Below are 18,571 nucleotides of genomic sequence, written 5' to 3'. Positions count from 1 at the left end.
TTTCCGTTAGTTGCGCAAAAGTTATTGTAGTCAGTCGATAAGCGGCGGCGAGCCGACTTTACGCGCATAAACTCCCATCGCCTGCCCGAACTTCACGACACGAACGCGGGCACGGCACTACCCCACTACCCGCCCCAGGCACGTCCCCCACCGTGCTCGCGATCGGCAGAGCGCCGCCTTGCAGCCCCGGCTTTCGCTTTCTCCGCTTCGTCGTAAGCCGCGACCGCAAAGGCGAACGCAGCCGGCAACGCATTCGATCGACTGAAGTCGACGGCCTCGTCGGTCTCGGGAAACTGGAAGTTATCGGGCCGCTGAAACAGCCCGAGCATGAAGGGATCGTGCCGGCTGGCAAAACCCAGATCCGCGAGCGCTTCGGCTTCGATCGCATGCAGAAGCCGCCATGTGAGCGGCACCTGCTGCACGATGTACCGCGCTGCGATGTGCCGGACGATGTGTTCGAGGTCGCGGGCGGCGGACTTGAAGCGCAGCGCGGCCAGATCCTGTTCGTTGTTCAGCTTGTTCATTCTTCGGCTCCGTCGGACTGCGTATACTGTACAAACATACAGTATCGGCTGCAACCGGCGTGACGCAGGAGAATCGCGATTCGGATTAGCCGTGAATCACGACGAGCAGCGCTTTCGCCTCGCCTTTGCCCGCGTTGCGAATTGCATGCGGCTCGTCGGCGACGTAGCGCGCAGTATCGGCGGCTTTCAGACGCTTCGTCGTACCCGCCGCGTCGATGTCGATGACACCGTTCAACACCGTCAGATGTTCACGCGTCCCCGGCTCGTGCGCGCTGGACACGAGTGCGCCGCCCGGCTGCAACGTCAGTTCGTACCATTCGAATTTGCCGGCCAGCTCGATCGGCCCCCATACCCGCAACTGGTATCGCGCTTCGTGGCCGCTCAACGTCGGAATCTCATGCGGGCCAGACACCGCGATCGGATCAGGCGCCTTCTGCGGTGCGAACAGCGAATCGAGGCTTACACCCAGCGCGTTCGTGAGCCGCCACGCGACGGCGATCGTCGGATTCGCCTTATCGCGCTCGATTTCCGACAACATCGATTTCGACACGCCCGCCGCGCGCGACAGATCGTCGAGCGTCATTTTGCGTTCACTGCGCAACCGCTGAATCTGCTCGCCGACACGCGGCGGCACCGATACAGACTGCGCCGCCGCCGTCGCCGCCCCCGACGAACCCTTGCGCATTCCCGAACTTGCCATTTCCTGACCTATCGATTAGAGTTGTTCGACATATCGAACTTTAGTTCGAAAAAACGAAAATTTCCGATAAAACTGAAACCGACTATAACAGGCCGCCGCGCCGTATGGTGCGCCGCAGAGCCGTCCATTCAAGGAGCCGTCTTCATGCGAGACCCATTCCTCGCGCATTTGCGCAGCACGCTCGACCAGATTCGCGCCGATGGTTTTCATAAGACCGAACGCGTGATCGCGAGCCAGCAATCGTCCGATATCCAGCTGGAGAGCGGCGCGGACGTCCTCAACTTCTGCGCGAACAATTATCTCGGCCTTGCAAACGACGCGCGCCTGATTGCGTCGGCAAAAGAAGGCCTCGACAAGGACGGCTTCGGCATGGCGTCGGTGCGTTTCATTTGCGGCACGCAGACGGTTCACAAGGAACTCGAGCGCGCGCTGTCCGCATTTCTGAAGACAGACGACTGCATTCTTTACTCCAGTTGCTTCGACGCAAACGGCGGCCTGTTCGAAACGCTGCTCGACGACAACGACGCGATCATCAGCGACGAACTGAATCACGCGAGCATCATCGACGGCGTGCGGCTGTCGAAAGCGAAGCGTTTCCGCTACAAGAACAATGATCTCGCCGATCTCGAAGCGAAACTGCGCGAGGCCGACGCGGCAGGCGCGCGCTTCAAGCTGATCGCGACCGATGGCGTGTTTTCGATGGACGGCATCATCGCCGACCTCGCGGGCATCTGCGATCTTGCGGACCGCTATGGCGCGCTCGTGATGGTCGACGATTCGCACGCGGTCGGCTTCATCGGCGAACACGGACGCGGCACGCCTGAACATTGCGGCGTGCTCGAACGCGTCGACATCATCACGGGCACGCTCGGCAAGGCGCTTGGCGGCGCATCGGGTGGCTACGTCGCGGCGCGTCAGGAGATCGTCGATCTTTTGCGGCAGCGCTCGCGTCCCTATCTCTTCTCGAACACGCTCACGCCGAGCATCGCGGCTGCATCGCTGACCGTGCTCGAACTGCTCGCGAGCGACGAAGGCAGGCAGTTGCGCGAACGCGTGCGCGCAAACGGCGCGCACTTCCGTCAGGCGATGAGCGCGCACGGCTTCACGCTCGTGCCCGGCGAACACCCGATCATTCCCGTGATGCTCGGCGACGCGCAACTCGCATCCAATATGGCGGACGCGCTGCTGAAGGAAGGCGTGTACGTGATCGGTTTTTCGTATCCCGTCGTGCCGAAAGGCCGCGCGCGCATTCGCACGCAGATGAGCGCCGCGCACACGGCTGAACAGATCGATCGGGCCGTCGACGCCTTCGCGCGCGTCGGCCGTTCGCTTGGCGTGATCTGAAACGGGACATCGACATCAATGAAAGCACTGGCAAAACTTGAACGCGCACCGGGCCTCACGCTGACCCGCGTGAAGAAACCCGAAGTGGGTCATAACGACGTGATGATCCGCATCACGCGCACGGCGATCTGCGGCACCGACATTCATATCTGGAAGTGGGACGACTGGGCGCAGAAAACGATTCCCGTGCCGATGCACGTCGGCCACGAATACGTGGGCGAAATCGTCGAAATGGGTCAGGAAGTGCGCGGCTTCTCGATCGGCGACCGCGTGTCGGGCGAAGGGCACATCACGTGCGGATTCTGCCGCAACTGTCGCGCGGGGCGCAGGCATCTGTGCCGCAATACGGTCGGCGTCGGCGTGAATCGCGAAGGCGCGTTTGCCGAATACCTCGTGATTCCCGCGTTCAACGCGTTCAAGATTCCGCCTGAAATCTCCGACGATCTCGCCGCGATCTTCGATCCGTTCGGCAACGCGACGCACACGGCGCTGTCGTTCAATCTGGTCGGCGAAGACGTGCTGATCACGGGCGCGGGACCGATCGGCATCATGGCCGTGGCGATTGCGAAGCATGTGGGCGCGCGCAATGTCGTGATCACCGACGTCAACGATTACCGTCTCGAACTCGCCCGCAAGATGGGCGCGACGCGCGCGGTGAACGTGTCGCGCGAATCGTTGCGCGACGTGATGAGCGATCTGCACATGACGGAAGGCTTCGACGTGGGCCTCGAAATGTCGGGCGTGCCGAGCGCGTTCACATCGATGCTCGAAGCGATGAACCACGGCGGCAAGATCGCGCTGCTCGGCATTCCGCCGGCGCAAACGGCGATCGACTGGACGCAGGTCATCTTCAAGGGGCTCGAAATCAAGGGCATTTATGGCCGCGAGATGTTCGAGACCTGGTACAAGATGGTCGCGATGCTGCAAAGCGGCCTGGATCTTTCGCCGATTCTCACGCACAGCTTCGCCGTCGACGATTACGAAAAAGCCTTCGCCACGATGTTGTCTGGCGAAAGCGGCAAAGTGATTCTCGACTGGACCGTCTGATCGCGCTGCACAGCAGACTCAACCGGCAGGCGGCCTCGCTGCCTCTGCCTGAATGACGACGTGAATGTCATCGCCCACAGCGGGATACCACGTCGTCAGACCGAACTTCGAGCGACTGAACTGCCCGTCCGCTGAAAAGCCGAGCGTATCGGCTTTCGTCAGCGGATCGAGGCCGTAACCATTGAACGTGACATCGAGCGTGACCGGCTGCGTCACGCCGCGTATCGTCAGATCGCCCGTCAGCTTGCCGCGCGCGTCGCCCGTACGCTCAAAGTGCGTGCTGACGAAACGGATCTGCGGGTTACGCTCCACGTCGAGCATGTCCGCTCCCTTCACCATCTTGTCCAGTAACGGGACATTCGTGTCGATGCTCGCCGCGTCGATCGTCACCGTGACCTGGCTCTTGTCCAACCCGCCTTCCTTCCAGTCGATCTCACCCGCCACGCGGTCGAAGCGCATCGTGAAGCGCGTGTATTTGAGGTGATCGACGTTGAATATGACGCTCGTGTGATGCGGGTCGAGCTTGTACTGACCGACGGGCACGCGCGTCTCCGTTTGCGTGACCGTGTGCGTAACGACCTGCAGTGGCGTGCATGCGCCCAGCACGGCCGACATCACGACGGCCGACATGGCACGGCGAAAAACGATGCTCATGACACTCATCCTGTTGAACGATTCTCCGACACGATAAAGCATGACGCGCCAAACCGGCAGACGATGCGAAGCGATCCAGCACTTGACGAAGGAGAATGATCGTTCTACCCTTCGCGCATGGCTACTCCTGACGACACACAAAGCAGCGCGCGCGAGCGTCTGCTCGATGCAGCGGAAGCGCTGATTTACGCGGGCGGCATCCACGCGACGGGCGTCGATGCGATCGTCCGGCAATCTGGTACGGCGCGCAAAAGCTTCTACACGCATTTCGAATCGAAAGATGCGCTGGTGGCGGCTGCGCTCGAACGGCGCGACGAACGCTGGATGAAATGGTTCATCGACGGGACGCTGCGCCGTGGCAAGAGTCCGCGCACGCGTCTGCTCGCGATGTTCGACGTGCTGCGCGAATGGTTTCTATCGGACGACTTTCACGGCTGCGCGTTTCTCAACGCTGCGGGTGAGATCGCTTCGCCTGACGATCCGATCCGCGTCGTTGCACGCGAACACAAGGAACGTCTGCTCGAATTCGTGCGTGCGCAATGCGACGAATACGTCGCAGCGACGGGCGGCGATGCGCGGCGCGCGGCGCGGCTGTCGCGCCAGTGGCTGATCCTGATCGACGGCGCGATCGGCGTCGCGCTCGTCAGCGGCGATGCCGATGCCGCGCTGGACGCACGGGCCGCAGCCGGGCCGCTACTCGATTCCGCAAGTGCAAACACCCGCTCGTCGAACCGGCGAGCGTCCACCTGACGCAATTCAACGAGGAACCATCATGGCCGATATCGAAAGACGTCCTCCCGTCCCGCCGTTCACGCGCGAGACGGCGATCCAGAAAGTGCGTGCCGCCGAAGATGCGTGGAATACACGCGAGCCCGAGCGCGTATCGCTCGCGTACACGCCGCAGAGCAAATGGCGCAACCGCGCCGAGTTCCCGACGGGCCGCGCCGAGATCGTCACGTTCCTTCAGCGCAAGTGGGCGAAGGAACTGGACTATCGGTTGATCAAGGAACTGTGGGCGTTCACCGATAACCGCATCGCAGTGCGCTTCGCGTACGAGTGGCGCGACGATTCGGGCAACTGGTTCCGTTCCTACGGCAACGAGAACTGGGAGTTCGACGAGAACGGCCTGATGGCGTATCGCCATGCGAGCATCAACGACAAGCCTATCCGCGAAGAAGAGCGCCTGTATCGCTGGCCGCTGGGCCGTCGTCCTGACGATCATCCGGGCCTGTCCGACCTCGGCCTCTAACCCACGGTCATGTGAACGGTGAGCGCGCACAGGGCGCGTTCACCAAGCTGCAATCGTTCGTTCGCTATCGTTGCCGTCTGCAGGCGCGTTGTCGTCCCGAGCGCGCACTCCATCTCAAGTGTAGGGTTTGTGGGGTACAGTGCGCGACTGGAGAGCAATTCGACACTAATCGCGACATTCAGACGCCGGCACGCGACCGGTTGCGGAGAGCACATGCCGTTTGGAAAGATCGAGAACAAGATTCGTCGTGCATGCGTGGCAGGTTGCGTAGCGGTCATCGGTTTGATGGAAACGTCGGGCGCGCAGGCGGCCGACTGGTGCAGCGGCGGCGTGTGGGTCGATGCGATGATCGGCTCGTATCACATCAATCCCGACCCTGACACGCACTTCGAACAGTTCAATCCTGGTCTGGGTGTCGAATGCTGGCTCAACGGGCAATGGGCATTGACGGCAGGCGGATTCCGCAATTCGTTGCGTCGCCCGTCGTGGTACGGCGGCGGTGTCTGGGCGCCGGAGTTCGTGCACTGGAGCTTCATTCGCCTCGCGGTGATCGGCGGCATCATCTCCGGCTACAACTACGGCAACTGGGGACTCGGCCACGATCACACGATCGGCCCGGTCGTGGCGCCTATCGTGATGCTCGAATACAAGCGCGTCGGCGCGAACATCATCGTCATTCCACCCATTCCTTCCGATAATCTGCCGTTCACGCTCGGCTTTCAGGTGAAGTTCAAGTTCTGATAGCCACTCACTGTACGATCCATTTTTCAGGTTCGAACGCGAAGGGTGAGGCTTTTCGGGAGTTGTGTTTACGGTGAAGCTTTGAGGCGAGCCACGCATCACCTGAAACACGAAAACCCCCTAAAACAGGCACTCAAAGCAAACGCGGCACCTATTCGACGTCAACCGGATGGACCGCGCCGGCATCAAAGGTGAGCGTTTACGGGGCATCGAACGCGAATACAACAGAGTCCCGAAACCTCTCACCTTGACGACGCAATCGTGCGAACGGATCAGTCACGACGATCACCGCGACCCCGTCGACGCCGTTCATAATCGCAGGCAACGCGACCCATCGAAGCAGCGGAAGGCGTCTATGAACGATTCGAATCTGGACTGGAGCGACGTGCGGATCTTCCTCGCAATCGCGCGCTGCGGCACGCTGGGCGCGGCTGCGCGTCAGCTCGGCCAGACTCAGCCGACGATGGGGCGGCGGCTGCGTGCGCTCGAGGAAGCCCTCGGACACACGCTCTTTCAGCGCACGGCCGAAGGCTTCGTGCTCACCGACGAAGGCCGTTCGGTGCTGAGCTACGCCGAGCGCATGGAAGAAGAGGCGCACGCGTTCATGCGCTCGCTCGCGGGCAGCGAGCAGGAATTGACGGGCAACTTGCGCGTGTCGTCGTCGGACTGGTATGGCATTCACGTGCTGACACCCGTGTTCGCGGCGTTTCTTGCGCGCCATCCACGCATGGCGATCGAACTGATCACTGATTCGCGCCGCTACAACCTCGCGCGCCGCGAAGCCGATCTGGTATTCCGCATCACGCCGTTCGACGAGCCGGACGTTATCCAGCGCAAGCTGATGCACATGGATTACGCGCTGTATGGGCGCATCGATCTCGTCGCGCCCGTGCGCGGCGACGGCGCGGGCCAGTCGCTGATCACGATGGATAGCGCGTTCGGCGAACTGCCGGACGTCGCGTGGATCAGGCAGATGCTGCCGAACGCGCACATCGCGTATGCGAGCAACAATCGCGGCGTGCAGGCGCGCATGTGCGCGGAGGGCGGCGGCTTCGCGGTGCTGCCGTGCCCGCTCGGCGACAACACGCCGGGCCTGCGACGCCTCGATCTGGGCGAAGCGCCGCCGGGCCGCGATGTCTGGCTTGGCTACCACCGCGACCTGAAACGTCTCGCACGGCTGCGTGCGTTGCTCGATCTCGTGATCGAACGTCTCGCGAACGTGTGAGCGGCACCACGACCTCAATCGATGTCGACGACGATCTTGCCGCGCGCGGTGCGCTCCGTGATCGCATCGTACGCACGTTCGGCGGAGGCGAGATCGAAGCGGCGCGGATCGAGATGCGGCGCGAGCTTGCCCTGTTCGACGAGGCGCGTCGCTTCGGCCAGCATCTCGCCATGATGCGCACGATGCTTGCCGGTGAGTAGCGGATGCAGCGTGAACACACCTGAATACGTGGCCTCGCGAAACGACAGCGGCGCGAGCGCATGTGTACCCCAGCCCAGCGCGCTCACCACATGCCCGAAATGCTTGACGGCTGCGAACGACGCGTCGAGCGTCGCCCCGCCGGCCGTATCGACGACGAGATCGAAACCTTCGCCCGCCGTCAGTTCGCTGACGTACTGTTCGACGGTGTGCGTCGCGTAGTCGATCGGCGTCGCGCCGAAGCGCGCGACGAGATCCTGATCGCGCGCACTCGCCGTCGCGAACACCTGCGCGCCGAGCGCGCGTGCAAGCTGCACCGACACATGCCCGACGCCGCCCGCACCGCCTTGCACGAGCACGGTTTGCCCGGCCTGCAGACGCGCACGGTCAACGATGCCCGCATACGACGTGATGAACGCGAGCGGCAGCGCGGCGGCTTCGCGCATCGTGAGATTGGAAGGCTTGTGCGCGAGCAGTTGCGCGTCGACGGCTGCGTATTGCGCGAGCGAACCCTGGATCCCGCCGACGCCACCCGTCATCCCGTACACCTCGTCGCCCACCTTGAAGCGCGTCACATCGGCGCCGAGCGCGACGACTTCGCCGGCGAGATCGATGCCGAGCACGAGCGGCAACGGATGACGCGCATGCGCGGCGCTCCCTGCGCGAATCTTCGTGTCGAGCGGATTGAGGCCGCTCGCCTTGATCCGCACGAGCACTTCGCCGCGCGCGGGTTCGGGAATGGGCAGCGTGGTCGGTACGAGCGGACCTTTGTACTGGCTGAGAACGAGGGCTTGCATGGACATGATGAACTCCGGCAGAAGAGGAATGCGGTTGACGGAAGACATCATCGGTGAACGCAGAAGCCTGGTAAATCAACGATTTAGCACGACGTCCAAACAGAAATGCATGGCTGCTTTCGCTTCGCTCGCACACTTTCCGTATACCTGGGTATGCCAATGGAAGCCGGTCACATGGCCTAAAGGTGAGAACCTGCGGGAGTGAGCGAAACGCGTCGGAGCAGCGCACCGCAAGCAGCCGCAAACCCTTGCTGGATAAGGCTTCGTGGGCAGCATCAAAAGTGCCGCGAGGTGCACGATGCGATCAATGGTGAGGCTTTGCGGGACCCAGGAAAAGTGACGCGGCCGCGCATCGCGCAACTCACCTTTACCGCGAGCTTGCTTACGTCAGACGAGACCGGCGATGTTGCGGCCGTCGCGATGCGACAGCACGTCGGCGAGCCGCTCCATCGAAACGGGTTTCGTCAGGTGATAGTCGAAGCCGGCCGCGAGCGCGCGCGACTTGTCGGATTCCGATGAGTAGCCCGTCAGCGCGATCAGGAACATGTGCGCGAGCGCCTTGTTCGAGCGGATCGTGCGCGCCACTTCGAAGCCGTCCATCTCCGGCATGCCGATATCGATGATGCCGACTTCCGGCAGTTCCTTCGCCGCGAGCTTCACGGCATCGCGGCCGTTTCGCGCGACGATCACTTGATGCCCCTCCAGTTCGAGCAGCAGATGCAGCGCATCCAGCGCGTCGACGTTGTCGTCGACGAGCATGATGCGGCTCGGCGCGGCCTTCAACGGCGTCGTCGAGTCGTGGGCGACTTGCGGCTCGAGATCGAGTATGGGGAGTTGCAGCGTGACGCACGTGCCGTGACCGACGCCCTGGCTATCGAGCGTGATCGTGCCGTCGTGCAGTTCGATGAGCCGCTTCGCGACCGCGAGCCCGATGCCGAGTCCGCCCTCCGAGCGATGCATGTTGGCCTGCGACTGTGCGAACAGCTCGAACACGTGGTCGAGCGCTTCGCGGCTCATGCCGACGCCGTTGTCCTCGATGGCGATCGACACCATGCCGCCGGGTTCGATCTGTACGCGCAGTCGCAGCGTGCCGCCGACGGGCGTGTACTTCGCCGCGTTCGACAGCAGATTGCCGACCACCTGGCTCAGGCGCACATGATCGGCACGCACATAGACGGGCTGTTCGAGCCCGTCGATTTCGAGCCGATGCTTGCGGGCGTCGATGTGATGCTTGAGCGCGGTAATCGCGTCATAGATGATTTCGTTCAGCGACGTGCGGCTGTATTTGATAGCGAGCTTGCCGTGGCGCAGCCGTGCGGCGTCGAGCAGATCATCGACGAGTGTGCGCAGTTGGCGCATCTGCCGCTGCGCGATGGCGAGCACGTCGGTGGCCTGGTCTTCGCCCGCGCAAAGCAGCTTGAGCGCGGCGATCGAACTGTCGATGGGCGCCATCGGATTGCGCAGTTCATGCCCGAGCATCGCGATGAATTCGTCGCGCCGGTGCGCCGCGTCTTCCAGCGCCCTCCGTGCCTGTTGGGCGGCGGCGGCTTCTGCCTCGGCAGCCTGCTGCGCGTCGAGCAGTGTCAGCGCGGCGCCCGCGAGCACGGCGAGATTACCGAGCAGACGCACGTCTTCGCGATCGAAGCGATGCTCGTCGTGCGACGCGACCCAGATCGCGCCCAGTTGTTTCGACTCGTGGCCGCGAATCGGAATGGGCGTGACGATGCCTTCCGTCATCACGGCGCCGGCATCGCTCAAACTCTTGAAGAACGTATGCGGCGCCACGAAAAGTTGCGGCGCGCCGAGTTCGAGCGTCATGCCGCACGGACATTCGGCCCATGCGGTTGTCCTGCCTTCGAACCCCGCGCATGCACCGGCGACAGCGCGCCAGCGGAACACGGCGTCGCCTTCGCTGGTGGTTTCGAGCAGGCTGATGCCCGCGCTGCCTGCGCCGCAGGCGGAGAGCGCGGCATCGGCGATGGCTTGCAACAAGGTGTCGCGGCGGCCCGTTTGCGCGCTTGCGACGGTGACGAGCGTGCGTACTTCGGCGGCGTGATCGGGCGCGCGCGCCGGCCGGTCCTTCAGGTCGTCCGTGCGCAGTACGCCCGCCTGGCGGGCGCTTTCGATGGCGTCGCTCATGGTGTTCGAAGAAGGGTGGTATTGGTATGCAGCGTTCCGGCGCGTCTGCAAACGGCGGCCCGGGCATTATCGAAGAAGTATAGGCGTTGTGTCCGGATGATTACGTCGGATTTCGCGCACAGTAGTATGGGTATGTTCCCTGCGTGTCGGTCAGGCTCAGTCTCATGGAGAAGGCAATGAACCAGCAAACGGCTTATGAAGGAGGATGCGCGTGCGGCGCGGTGCGTTTTCGCGCGAGCGGTGCGCCCACGCGCGTGGGAATGTGTCACTGCATGACGTGCCGGCGGGTGGGCGGGTCGGCATTCGGCTCGTACGTGATTTTCAATCGCGACGCCGTGACCTTATCGGGCAATACGCGCGAATGGCGAAGCTCGGAGCAGGGCCGGCGTCATTTCTGTCCGCTGTGCGGATCGGTGGCGTTCATGGTGTACACCGACCGCGACGAGATCGCCGTGCCGATCGGTGCCTTCGATCGGACGGGGTTGTTCGAGCCTGCCTATGAACTGTGGTGCACGCGCAAGGAGCCGTGGTTGCCAAAGGGCGTGCGCCGCGAATACGACGAGGAGCGCACGCACTAGCCTGTCGAGCGGTGAGAAAAAGCGGGCCGTTACGCGATGGCTGCCGAAAGCCGGCATACGGCCCGCATTGCATCGATGCCTTTACTGATGATGCTTCTTCGGAATCTTCGCGCCTGACTTGCGCGCCTGGTTCAACGCAATCGCGACGGACTGCTTCTGCGATTTGCCCGCCTTCTTTTCGGTCTTGATGTTGTGCCCGATGGTTTCTTTCGATGTGCCTCGCTTGAGTGGCATGTCGCTCTCCCTTCCCGTTTTTGACGGCTTGCCAGGTGCCTGGCCCCGCCCCGCGAATGGCGCCGCGACGAATCGCGGCGACGTGCAAACGAGTCGAGCATGCGCCGTTCCCGCCGCCGTTTCCTTCGGTCAGCAAAACGACTGCCCCCTTTTTGCGTTCGCGTTTCCGTGCATGCATGAAGCGTTGGGCGAAAAGCGGTACGTCGATTGCTGAAACATTGCCTGGCACGCTGCATCCAGGAGCATGACGTGAACACCGTTTCGATGGCTCGAAGTGCGACAGCGGCAATTTTTGCCGCCGTGGCGGGCATCGGCTACGCGCAAACGGGTTGGCTTCCCGCCACGCAGAGCGACAAGTCGATGGCGGTACCGGGCGCGACATCGGGCGAACTCAAGACACCGCGGCCCAGCCAGTCGTCGGCATCCGGGATGTCGGGTAAGGCCACGTCGGATCCGGGCATTCCGGATACGGGCCGCACACGCAGCATCCAGCGGACGCACGACAGAAACAAGCCCGCGACGCTGCCCAAAGCGGGCCAGGGCGAGACGCCTTGACGTTCGCAACGCTCGCGCTCGTTCGTGTGCCATGCGCGGGCGGATGCGCCATATCAATCGGCATGCCGGCAAAAAACGCCGGATCCGGCATGCACAGCACGGGAGTTGCAAATGACAAGGCCACGGATGATTTTCCCGAAAGTGCGCAATGCTGTGGCCTCGAAACCCGAGTCGCAGAACGACTATCAGATCTACGCAACTTACCGCCGCACGACGGAAGGTTCGTACATGGGACAGCTAAAGGTCGTGCGCAAGACGGACGGTCGCCTGCTGTTTCCGTTCACGGGCGCACCTGACATCGGCCCGTTCACCGACGGCGACCAGGCACGCGAAGCCGCGCACCGGCACGGCGAAACGGTCGTGCAGTCCGATCTCGACAATCCCGAGCCGTAAGGCAACTGTTGACGCGCTTCACCATGCTCCTGGTGTGATCGGAGGCACAAACACGAGCGTGCAGTTCACGGGCAACTTCCCCACACCGCTGCCTATAATCACGCGACGATTCCCGCGCGGCCCGCGCGAACAAACAACGGAGGCAGGCGATGAAGCGTAACAGCGCAATGGTGATCGGCGTCGGCGCCGAACTCGGTCTTGGTGCGGCGCTGTGCAGGAAGATCGCCGCGAACGGCTATCACGTGTACGTCGCGGGACGCACACAGGCGAAGCTCGATACGGTGACCAACGGCATCGCATCGAGCGGCGGCTCGGCTGCGTCGTTTGCGATGGACGGCACGTCGGAAGCCGACATCATGCGTCTGTTCGACAAGGCGATGTCGCCGCCCGACGATATCGATGTGCCTTCGCTCGTCGTCTACAACGTCGGCAACAACCGGCACGTTCCGTTTCGCGACCTGACGGAAGCGCAGATGCAGGACTTCTTGCGCTCCGGGCCGATCGGCGGATTTCTGGTCGGACGCGAGGCCGCGCGACGTCTCGCGCCGCTCGGTCGCGGCACGGTGATCTTCACGGGCGCATCGGCAAGTCTGCGCGGCAGGCCTGGTTTCGCGCATTTCGCCGCGGCGAAAGCAGGGCTGCGGATGGTCGCGCAAAGCATGGCGCGCGAGTTCGGGCCGCTCGGTCTGCATGTCGCGCATGTGGTGATCGACGGCGGCATCGACGGCGAGCGCCTGCACAGCTCACGTCCGCATGCTGCCGCCGAGCGCGGCGAAAACGGGCTGCTGAACGTCGACGCGATTGCCGAAGCGTACTGGCAGATTCATCTTCAGCATCCGTCCGCCTGGACGCACGAAATCGATCTGCGGCCATTCAAGGAACCGTTCTGAGCGTCTGCGTTCAGCCCGCGCCCATGCGGCTCTCGTCGACGAACGTTTCAGTCGCGTCGTCGATCTTGCGTCCTTTGCGCCCCGTCGGACCGTGCACGTACAGCACCTTCACGTTGCTTTGCTCCGGCCCTTGCGCGGGCGGCGGCGTCATTTCATAACGCACTTCGCGCGCGTGATCGCTCAATTGCAGATTCGGATTGAACACCGAGTTGAAGCGCCATAGCATGCGCACGAAGTTCGTCTGTCCGCGCATCAGCAGCGAAGCCGCTTCGCCCGCCGCGCGATACAGTGCGCCCCAGCCGAGATGCTTGCGATTGAGCACCTGCTGCGTGCGCACCAGTTCGCCGTAAAACTCGGGCAACGGTAGCCTGGTCGGCAGCACCGCATGCTGGATGTCGTAGAGCCGGTAGTCGAGGCTCGTGAGTTGCCGCGCTTCGCGCAACCAGATCTCCGTGCCCGGATACGGTGTGTTCACGCTGATGTTCACGATCTCCGGAATTTCCAGGCACCATTGACGGATCGTTTCGAAGCGTTCGTGATCCCAGTCGGGATCGGCGATCAGATTGACCGCGACCGTGATGCCGAGCGAGCGCGCAAACGCGAGCGCCTCGAAGTTCTTGTCGAGATTGACGCGCTTGCGAAAGGCCTTGAGCCCTTCGGCATCGATCGCTTCGAGGCCGATGAACATGTATTGCAGCCCGAGCCTGCGCCAGTACTCGAACACTTCCTTGTTGCGCAGAAGGACGTCGCCGCGTGTCTCGAGGTAATACTTCTTGTGGATGCCGCGCCGCTCCACTTCGCGGCCGATCGCCATACCGTGATCCGCGTGAACGAACGCGACGTCGTCGACGATGAACACGCCCGGCTCGCGAATCGACGCGAGTTCCTCGGCGACGACTTCGGGGCTGCGCGAACGGTAGCTGCGTCCATAGAAGGTCCACGCGCTGCAGAACGTGCAGTCCCACGGGCAACCGCGCGCAAATTCGATCGATGCGCACGGATCGAGCACGCCGATGAAGTATTTGCGCCGATGCCGCAGAAGATCGCGCGCGGGGCGAATCTGATCGAGGCTTTCGGTGAAGCCGGGCGCCGGCCCTTCGCCTTCGCGCGTGACGACGCCCGGAATGCGCAGCAGATTCTCTTTGCTCGCAACGGCAGCGAGCAACTCGACGACCTTCGCTTCGCCTTCGCCCTTCAACACGCAATCGAGCGCGCCGTCCGCGTGCGTCAGCATGTCGCGCGCGGTGAACGACGCGCTATGTCCGCCGACGAACACGAAGCAGCCCGGCAACTGCGCCTTGATCGCCTTCGACAGATCGATGATTTCAGGAATGTTGGCGAGATAGTTGCCGGAGAAGCAGACCACATCCGGCCGCCACGTGCGAACGAGTTTGTGCAGAGCGCGATGGGATTCGACCTGCAGGTCGATCAGGCGGATATCGTGGCCGGCTTCGCGTATCACGGAGGCGACGGTTTCGAGTCCGAGCGGCTCGAGCCGCAGATACACGCGCGTGTACATCAGGCCACTGGGGTGAACAGCGAGCACCTTCATGAGATCTCCTTGCGTCCGAAGGGCGCGCTGCGTACGAGACGCTGCGTGCCGGGCTTTCGTGCTGGTATCCCTGGTACGGGTCGACTGCCGAGCCTGTGCGTCCTGCCGGACCTCACCGCGATGAGGCTCGATCCGATTCTACTTGTCATCGGATGGACGTGCTCGCCGGCGGACGCGTCGTGCAAAGGTGAGGGTTTACGGGAGGTGTTGAAGCGGCTTGTGCACAGGCAGATCGCCGCATTGCAGCACGCCCGCTGGCTTGCTAAAGGAAGAAGGCTGGAGGCGGGTGACGCTCATTGCGCAGGATGGCGCCAGTCGTCCCACCGGTCGCGCACGCGCAGCGCGATGCGCTTCCACGGCGGATCGGCGAACAGGATCAGCGCGCCGAGCGCGAGGCATCCGCAGACGAGAAACGTGCCGCGATAGCCGAGACCCGCGACCAGCACGCCCGACAGCACGCCCGACAAAATCGAGCCGACACGCGACGCGTTGAAGAACAACGCCGTCGCCGCGCCCGGCGAACGCGGCATCAGATCCTGCATGTACGTCATGCCGAGACACGAGGTCACGGCCACGACGAACGCGTTGAAGGCCTGCATCGGAATCAGCACGTTGACGGTGCCCGACGCCGCGACGGCCACGAAATACACGACATGCACGGCCGCGCACGCAGCGAGCCAGTTCAGCTTGTTGAGCGTCGAGCCGCGTGCGCCGAGCGCGAGCATCATCGGGATTTCAAGGAATGCGCCGAGGCCGAGCATGATCGAGACGTCGAGCCGCGTGCCCTTGAGTCCATGCACGACGTAGAGCGGCAGCACGATCATCGTCGCGTTTGCCGCGAGGCCGACCAGCGTCAGCGCGACGACCGAGCGCCAGATTTGCCGCTGCGTGCCGGGCGCATGAGGTGGTGTGGGCGGCGGAGGTTCGGCGGGTTCGGTGACGGTCGTCACTTCGAGCGACGACGCGGGGTCGCCTGCATAGTGCGCCGGCGCGCTGTGCGGATCGCCGGCGGGCGACTCGCGCATGCGCCACACGATCACGCCGCACGCGGCGAAGCATGCGGCCGCGAACAGAAAGAGCCCGTAAAAGCCTGCGCCCGCGAGCACCAGTGCGCCGACGGACGGCCCGAACACCCAGGCCATCGACAGCACCGTGCGCAGCGTCGCCAGCGCGAACGAGCGCTCGGCTTCGTCGTGCACGGGCAGCGCCGCGCGTCCGAACGAAAACACCAGCGACATCGCCGAGCCGCCCGCGCCGAGAAACGCGACGCCGATCGCGAGCAGCGCCGGATAGTTGCGCACGAAACAAAGCAGCAGGAAGCCGAGCGCCGCCGCGATCAACGCCGCAAGCAACAGTCCGCGATGATGTCCGTGTTTGTCGGACCATTTGCCGGCCCACGCGCTCGCGACCACGCCGCTCGCCGCGATCAGCGTCATGAACAGGCCGAGTTGCAACGGCGACATGCCCGCCTGCTCCACGCCGAACAGCGACAGATAGGGCGCGGTGAACGACATCGCGATGCCCAGCATTAGTGTCGCGCTGGCAAGCGGCGTGAAGGAATGAATGCGCGTGAGACTGGCGAAGCGGGAGTTCATCGAGGGCGCGTGTTCGAACTGTGGGATGCGCGCGTGCAGAGTGCCGCGCACGAACAGGCATTGTCGGGCGCAATGCGTATCGCGCGCAACGCAGTTTCGTCATGTTCTGCAAAGAATGCGCGCCGCATTGGCGAAAACGCGAGAAGCCCGCTTCGTATCAAGGGCAAGCGAAACGAGATGACGTGAAGCGCTTAGACTGACCGGCTCATTCCGCTGGATGCTTTGACCGATGGCGACTCTCAAAGACTCGATCGAATCCTACATATTGGCGAAGGACGGCAACCGCCCGCATCGGATGACGGATGCGTTCGCACCCGATGCCTCGCTGGCGATGACCGTGAAGACGGCCGCTATCGCGTTTCCTCAAGAAACGCAGGGGCGCGACGCGATTGCCGCGGTGCTGGTGAGCGACTTCGCGTTGAAGTACGAGAACGTGTACACGTTTTGCGTCGGTGCGATGCCTGAGCATGGTCAGCGCGAATTCTCGTGCGACTGGCTGGTCTGCATGACCGAGAAGACGACGGGCGCGGCGCGCGTCGGATATGGCCGTTATGACTGGACTGGCGAAGCGCACACCGCGCACGTGACGCAATTGCACATCACGATCGAAGAGATGGAAACGCTGCCCGCGACATCCGCCGGCAGCGTATTGCGTTGGGCGAGCAGCTTGCCTTACCCGTGGTGCGAGCGCGCTGCCCTCAACCGCGACGCGCCCGGCAACGCCATCCTCCGGCGCATCATCGAGCAACTGAAGCGCTGATCAACGCACCAACTGATCACCTTCGAGGGCAGCCTGCGCGCCATACGTCCACGCATGATTGTGCGTGCCGTGGCCGATCGGAAAGCCCGCATAAATCGGCACGTCGTACGGCTTCAACAGATCGACGAGCATGTCGTGCAGCGTGAAGTCCGCGTTGTCGGGCAGCGGACAGCGAATGAAATCGCCGAGCACGAACGCACGCGCGCCGTCGAACACGCCTGCTTCGCGCAACTGCATGATGCTGCGATCGATCCGATACGCAAGTTCGGTCACGTCTTCGAGCAGCACGATCGCGCCGTCGCAACTCGCTTGCCATTGCGTGCCCGCGAGACTCGCGAGCACCGTGATGTTGCCGCCCGCGAGATGTCCCTCGACGCGATGCGTGTCCGAACCCGCCAGGCGCTGCAACGGCACGGGCGCCGCGCGTTCCTCGCGCAACTCGGCGAGCATGCTCGCGCGCGACGCGTCGTCGTGTTTCGTTGCGAGGCCGTTCAACGTCGGACCGTGGATCACGCGCACATTCGGCTTGCCATGCAGCGCGCCGAACAGCGCAGTCGCATCCGAAAAGCCCACCACAGTCTTTGCGCAAGGCACCGAATCCGGCACCGCGCGCAACGTGTAGACACTGCCGTAGCCGCCGCGCGCCACCCAGACGATATCGACGGATGGATCGGTCAACGCGCGATGCAGATCGGCGGCGCGGTCTTCATGCTTGCCCGCGTGATAGCGATAGCGGTCGCGCACATGCTCGCCGACCTGCACGCGCAGACCCCAGCTTTCGAGCAGCGCGATGCTGCGCTCGACGTGCTCCATATCGGGCACGCCCGCAGGCGCGACGACTGTAACCGTCTTGCCGTCGAGCTTCATGTGCCCGCCTTCTTGCTGAGCAGTGCGGCCGTGTCGGGTGCGCCCATGCGGCTCGCGGCATCGGCGGCCGACACGCCGTTCGCGTCGCGCGCGTTCAGGTCCGCGCCATGCGCGAGCAGGAGTTCGACCATGTCGGTGCGATTGAACATCGCGGCGATCATCAGCGCCGTGCGTCCATCCGGCGATGCGCCTTCGACATTCGCGCCATGCGCGAGCAGTGTCTGGGCGACCTCTTTGAAACCCTTGAAGGCCGCGCCCGCGATGGGCGTCTGTCCGTTGTCGTTGCGCAGGTTCGGATCGGCGCCGCGTTCGAGCAGCACGCGCACGGCATCGGCATGGCCGTGGTACGCGGCGAGCATCACGAGGCTGTCGCCCTTCTCGTTGCGCAGATTCGGCGGTGCGCCTTTCTCGATGACGGCAGCGAGTATGTTGGCTTCGCCGCGCCGGGCTGCGTCGAATATTTCGCGCGCCACTTCGAGCAAATCAGGATCGATGTCCTCGGGGCTGCTGCGCCTGTCTTCTGTCATGA

21 protein-coding genes are annotated in these 18,571 nt (G+C 63.4%); 11 read left to right on the top strand and 10 right to left on the bottom strand.

Annotated elements, in window-relative coordinates; all coding sequences use genetic code 11:
• Positions 1-125 precede the first annotated feature (125 nt).
• Both G3N95_RS06885 and G3N95_RS06880 read right to left on the bottom strand, forming a co-directional pair.
• Positions 126-524 carry a DUF2471 family protein gene (locus G3N95_RS06885; RefSeq protein WP_205969254.1) on the bottom strand — a complete coding sequence of 133 codons (399 nt, stop codon included), beginning with the start codon at positions 522-524 and terminating at the stop codon, positions 126-128.
• Positions 525-609: 85 nt separating this feature from the next.
• Entirely contained in the window at positions 610-1,224 is a 615-nt protein-coding gene (locus G3N95_RS06880; RefSeq protein WP_205969253.1) for an XRE family transcriptional regulator, read from the bottom strand.
• Between the two features lie 144 nt (positions 1,225-1,368).
• On the opposite strand from G3N95_RS06880, the gene G3N95_RS06875 reads away from it, so the two are divergent.
• Entirely contained in the window at positions 1,369-2,568 is a 1,200-nt protein-coding gene (locus tag G3N95_RS06875; RefSeq protein ID WP_205969252.1) for a glycine C-acetyltransferase, read from the top strand.
• Positions 2,569-2,586: 18 nt separating this feature from the next.
• Positions 2,587-3,615 carry an L-threonine 3-dehydrogenase gene (gene tdh / locus G3N95_RS06870; RefSeq protein ID WP_205969251.1) on the top strand — a complete coding sequence of 343 codons (1,029 nt, stop codon included), beginning with the start codon at positions 2,587-2,589 and terminating at the stop codon, positions 3,613-3,615.
• 18 nt (positions 3,616-3,633) lie between these two features.
• Here tdh and G3N95_RS06865 read toward each other — a convergent pair whose 3' ends face one another.
• On the bottom strand, positions 3,634-4,269 hold the full coding sequence (locus G3N95_RS06865) for a YceI family protein (RefSeq protein WP_205969250.1): 636 nt from the start codon (positions 4,267-4,269) through the stop codon (positions 3,634-3,636).
• A 117-nt stretch (positions 4,270-4,386) separates the two neighbouring features.
• On the opposite strand from G3N95_RS06865, the gene G3N95_RS06860 reads away from it, so the two are divergent.
• The 4 genes from G3N95_RS06860 (at position 4,387) to G3N95_RS06845 (ending at position 7,484) form a co-directional block, all read left to right on the top strand.
• Entirely contained in the window at positions 4,387-5,019 is a 633-nt protein-coding gene (locus G3N95_RS06860) for a TetR/AcrR family transcriptional regulator (RefSeq protein ID WP_205969249.1), read from the top strand.
• A gap of 22 nt (positions 5,020-5,041) precedes the next feature.
• A complete protein-coding gene (locus tag G3N95_RS06855) occupies positions 5,042-5,518 on the top strand; it encodes a nuclear transport factor 2 family protein (protein ID WP_205969248.1) in 477 nt (158 codons plus the stop codon).
• A gap of 213 nt (positions 5,519-5,731) precedes the next feature.
• A complete protein-coding gene (locus G3N95_RS06850) occupies positions 5,732-6,259 on the top strand; it encodes a hypothetical protein (protein ID WP_205969247.1) in 528 nt (175 codons plus the stop codon).
• Between the two features lie 355 nt (positions 6,260-6,614).
• Entirely contained in the window at positions 6,615-7,484 is an 870-nt protein-coding gene (locus G3N95_RS06845) for a LysR family transcriptional regulator (protein ID WP_205969246.1), read from the top strand.
• Between the two features lie 14 nt (positions 7,485-7,498).
• Here G3N95_RS06845 and G3N95_RS06840 read toward each other — a convergent pair whose 3' ends face one another.
• Both G3N95_RS06840 and G3N95_RS06835 read right to left on the bottom strand, forming a co-directional pair.
• Positions 7,499-8,485: a zinc-dependent alcohol dehydrogenase family protein gene (locus tag G3N95_RS06840; protein ID WP_205969245.1), complete on the bottom strand. Its 987-nt coding sequence runs from the start codon at positions 8,483-8,485 to the stop codon at positions 7,499-7,501.
• Between the two features lie 381 nt (positions 8,486-8,866).
• Positions 8,867-10,618, bottom strand: coding sequence for an ATP-binding protein (locus tag G3N95_RS06835; protein WP_205969244.1), 1,752 nt, complete (start codon positions 10,616-10,618; stop codon positions 8,867-8,869).
• Positions 10,619-10,794: 176 nt separating this feature from the next.
• On the opposite strand from G3N95_RS06835, the gene G3N95_RS06830 reads away from it, so the two are divergent.
• Positions 10,795-11,196 carry a GFA family protein gene (locus G3N95_RS06830; RefSeq protein WP_205969243.1) on the top strand — a complete coding sequence of 134 codons (402 nt, stop codon included), beginning with the start codon at positions 10,795-10,797 and terminating at the stop codon, positions 11,194-11,196.
• Positions 11,197-11,277: 81 nt separating this feature from the next.
• Here G3N95_RS06830 and G3N95_RS06825 read toward each other — a convergent pair whose 3' ends face one another.
• Positions 11,278-11,430: a DUF6496 domain-containing protein gene (locus G3N95_RS06825; protein WP_167538882.1), complete on the bottom strand. Its 153-nt coding sequence runs from the start codon at positions 11,428-11,430 to the stop codon at positions 11,278-11,280.
• A gap of 249 nt (positions 11,431-11,679) precedes the next feature.
• Between G3N95_RS06825 and G3N95_RS06820 the strand changes: the two genes are divergently transcribed.
• From G3N95_RS06820 to G3N95_RS06810, 3 genes are all read left to right on the top strand, one after another.
• Positions 11,680-11,985 carry a hypothetical protein gene (locus G3N95_RS06820; RefSeq protein WP_205969242.1) on the top strand — a complete coding sequence of 102 codons (306 nt, stop codon included), beginning with the start codon at positions 11,680-11,682 and terminating at the stop codon, positions 11,983-11,985.
• A 111-nt stretch (positions 11,986-12,096) separates the two neighbouring features.
• The gene (locus G3N95_RS06815) at positions 12,097-12,378 is read left to right on the top strand and encodes a DUF6723 family protein (protein ID WP_205969241.1); all 282 of its coding nucleotides are present in this window, start codon (positions 12,097-12,099) and stop codon (positions 12,376-12,378) included.
• 149 nt (positions 12,379-12,527) lie between these two features.
• Positions 12,528-13,268, top strand: a complete 741-nt coding sequence (locus G3N95_RS06810; protein WP_205969240.1) for an SDR family NAD(P)-dependent oxidoreductase — start codon at positions 12,528-12,530, stop codon at positions 13,266-13,268.
• A 10-nt stretch (positions 13,269-13,278) separates the two neighbouring features.
• On the opposite strand, the gene hpnR is transcribed toward G3N95_RS06810, so the two are convergent.
• Positions 13,279-14,820, bottom strand: a complete 1,542-nt coding sequence (gene hpnR / locus G3N95_RS06805; protein WP_205969239.1) for a hopanoid C-3 methylase HpnR — start codon at positions 14,818-14,820, stop codon at positions 13,279-13,281.
• 293 nt (positions 14,821-15,113) lie between these two features.
• Complete coding sequence (locus tag G3N95_RS06800) at positions 15,114-16,415, bottom strand: sugar efflux transporter (protein ID WP_205969238.1); 1,302 nt, start codon at positions 16,413-16,415, stop codon at positions 15,114-15,116.
• Positions 16,416-16,644: 229 nt separating this feature from the next.
• Here G3N95_RS06800 and G3N95_RS06795 point away from each other — a divergent pair, with 229 nt between their 5' ends.
• On the top strand, positions 16,645-17,175 hold the full coding sequence (locus G3N95_RS06795) for a hypothetical protein (protein ID WP_205969237.1): 531 nt from the start codon (positions 16,645-16,647) through the stop codon (positions 17,173-17,175).
• On the opposite strand, the gene G3N95_RS06790 is transcribed toward G3N95_RS06795, so the two are convergent.
• Both G3N95_RS06790 and G3N95_RS06785 read right to left on the bottom strand, forming a co-directional pair.
• A complete protein-coding gene (locus tag G3N95_RS06790; protein WP_205969236.1) occupies positions 17,176-18,042 on the bottom strand; it encodes an LD-carboxypeptidase in 867 nt (288 codons plus the stop codon).
• Complete coding sequence (locus G3N95_RS06785; protein ID WP_205969235.1) at positions 18,039-18,569, bottom strand: ankyrin repeat domain-containing protein; 531 nt, start codon at positions 18,567-18,569, stop codon at positions 18,039-18,041. The genes G3N95_RS06790 and G3N95_RS06785 overlap by 4 nt, the downstream gene beginning before the upstream one ends.
• Positions 18,570-18,571: the final 2 nt, after the last annotated feature.

Source organism: Paraburkholderia sp. Tr-20389, assembly GCF_017104565.1.
In the GTDB taxonomy this organism is placed as follows: domain Bacteria; phylum Pseudomonadota; class Gammaproteobacteria; order Burkholderiales; family Burkholderiaceae; genus Paraburkholderia.
Note: the sequence above shows the minus strand (reverse complement) of the source record. Positions and strands in the feature narration are given on the sequence as shown.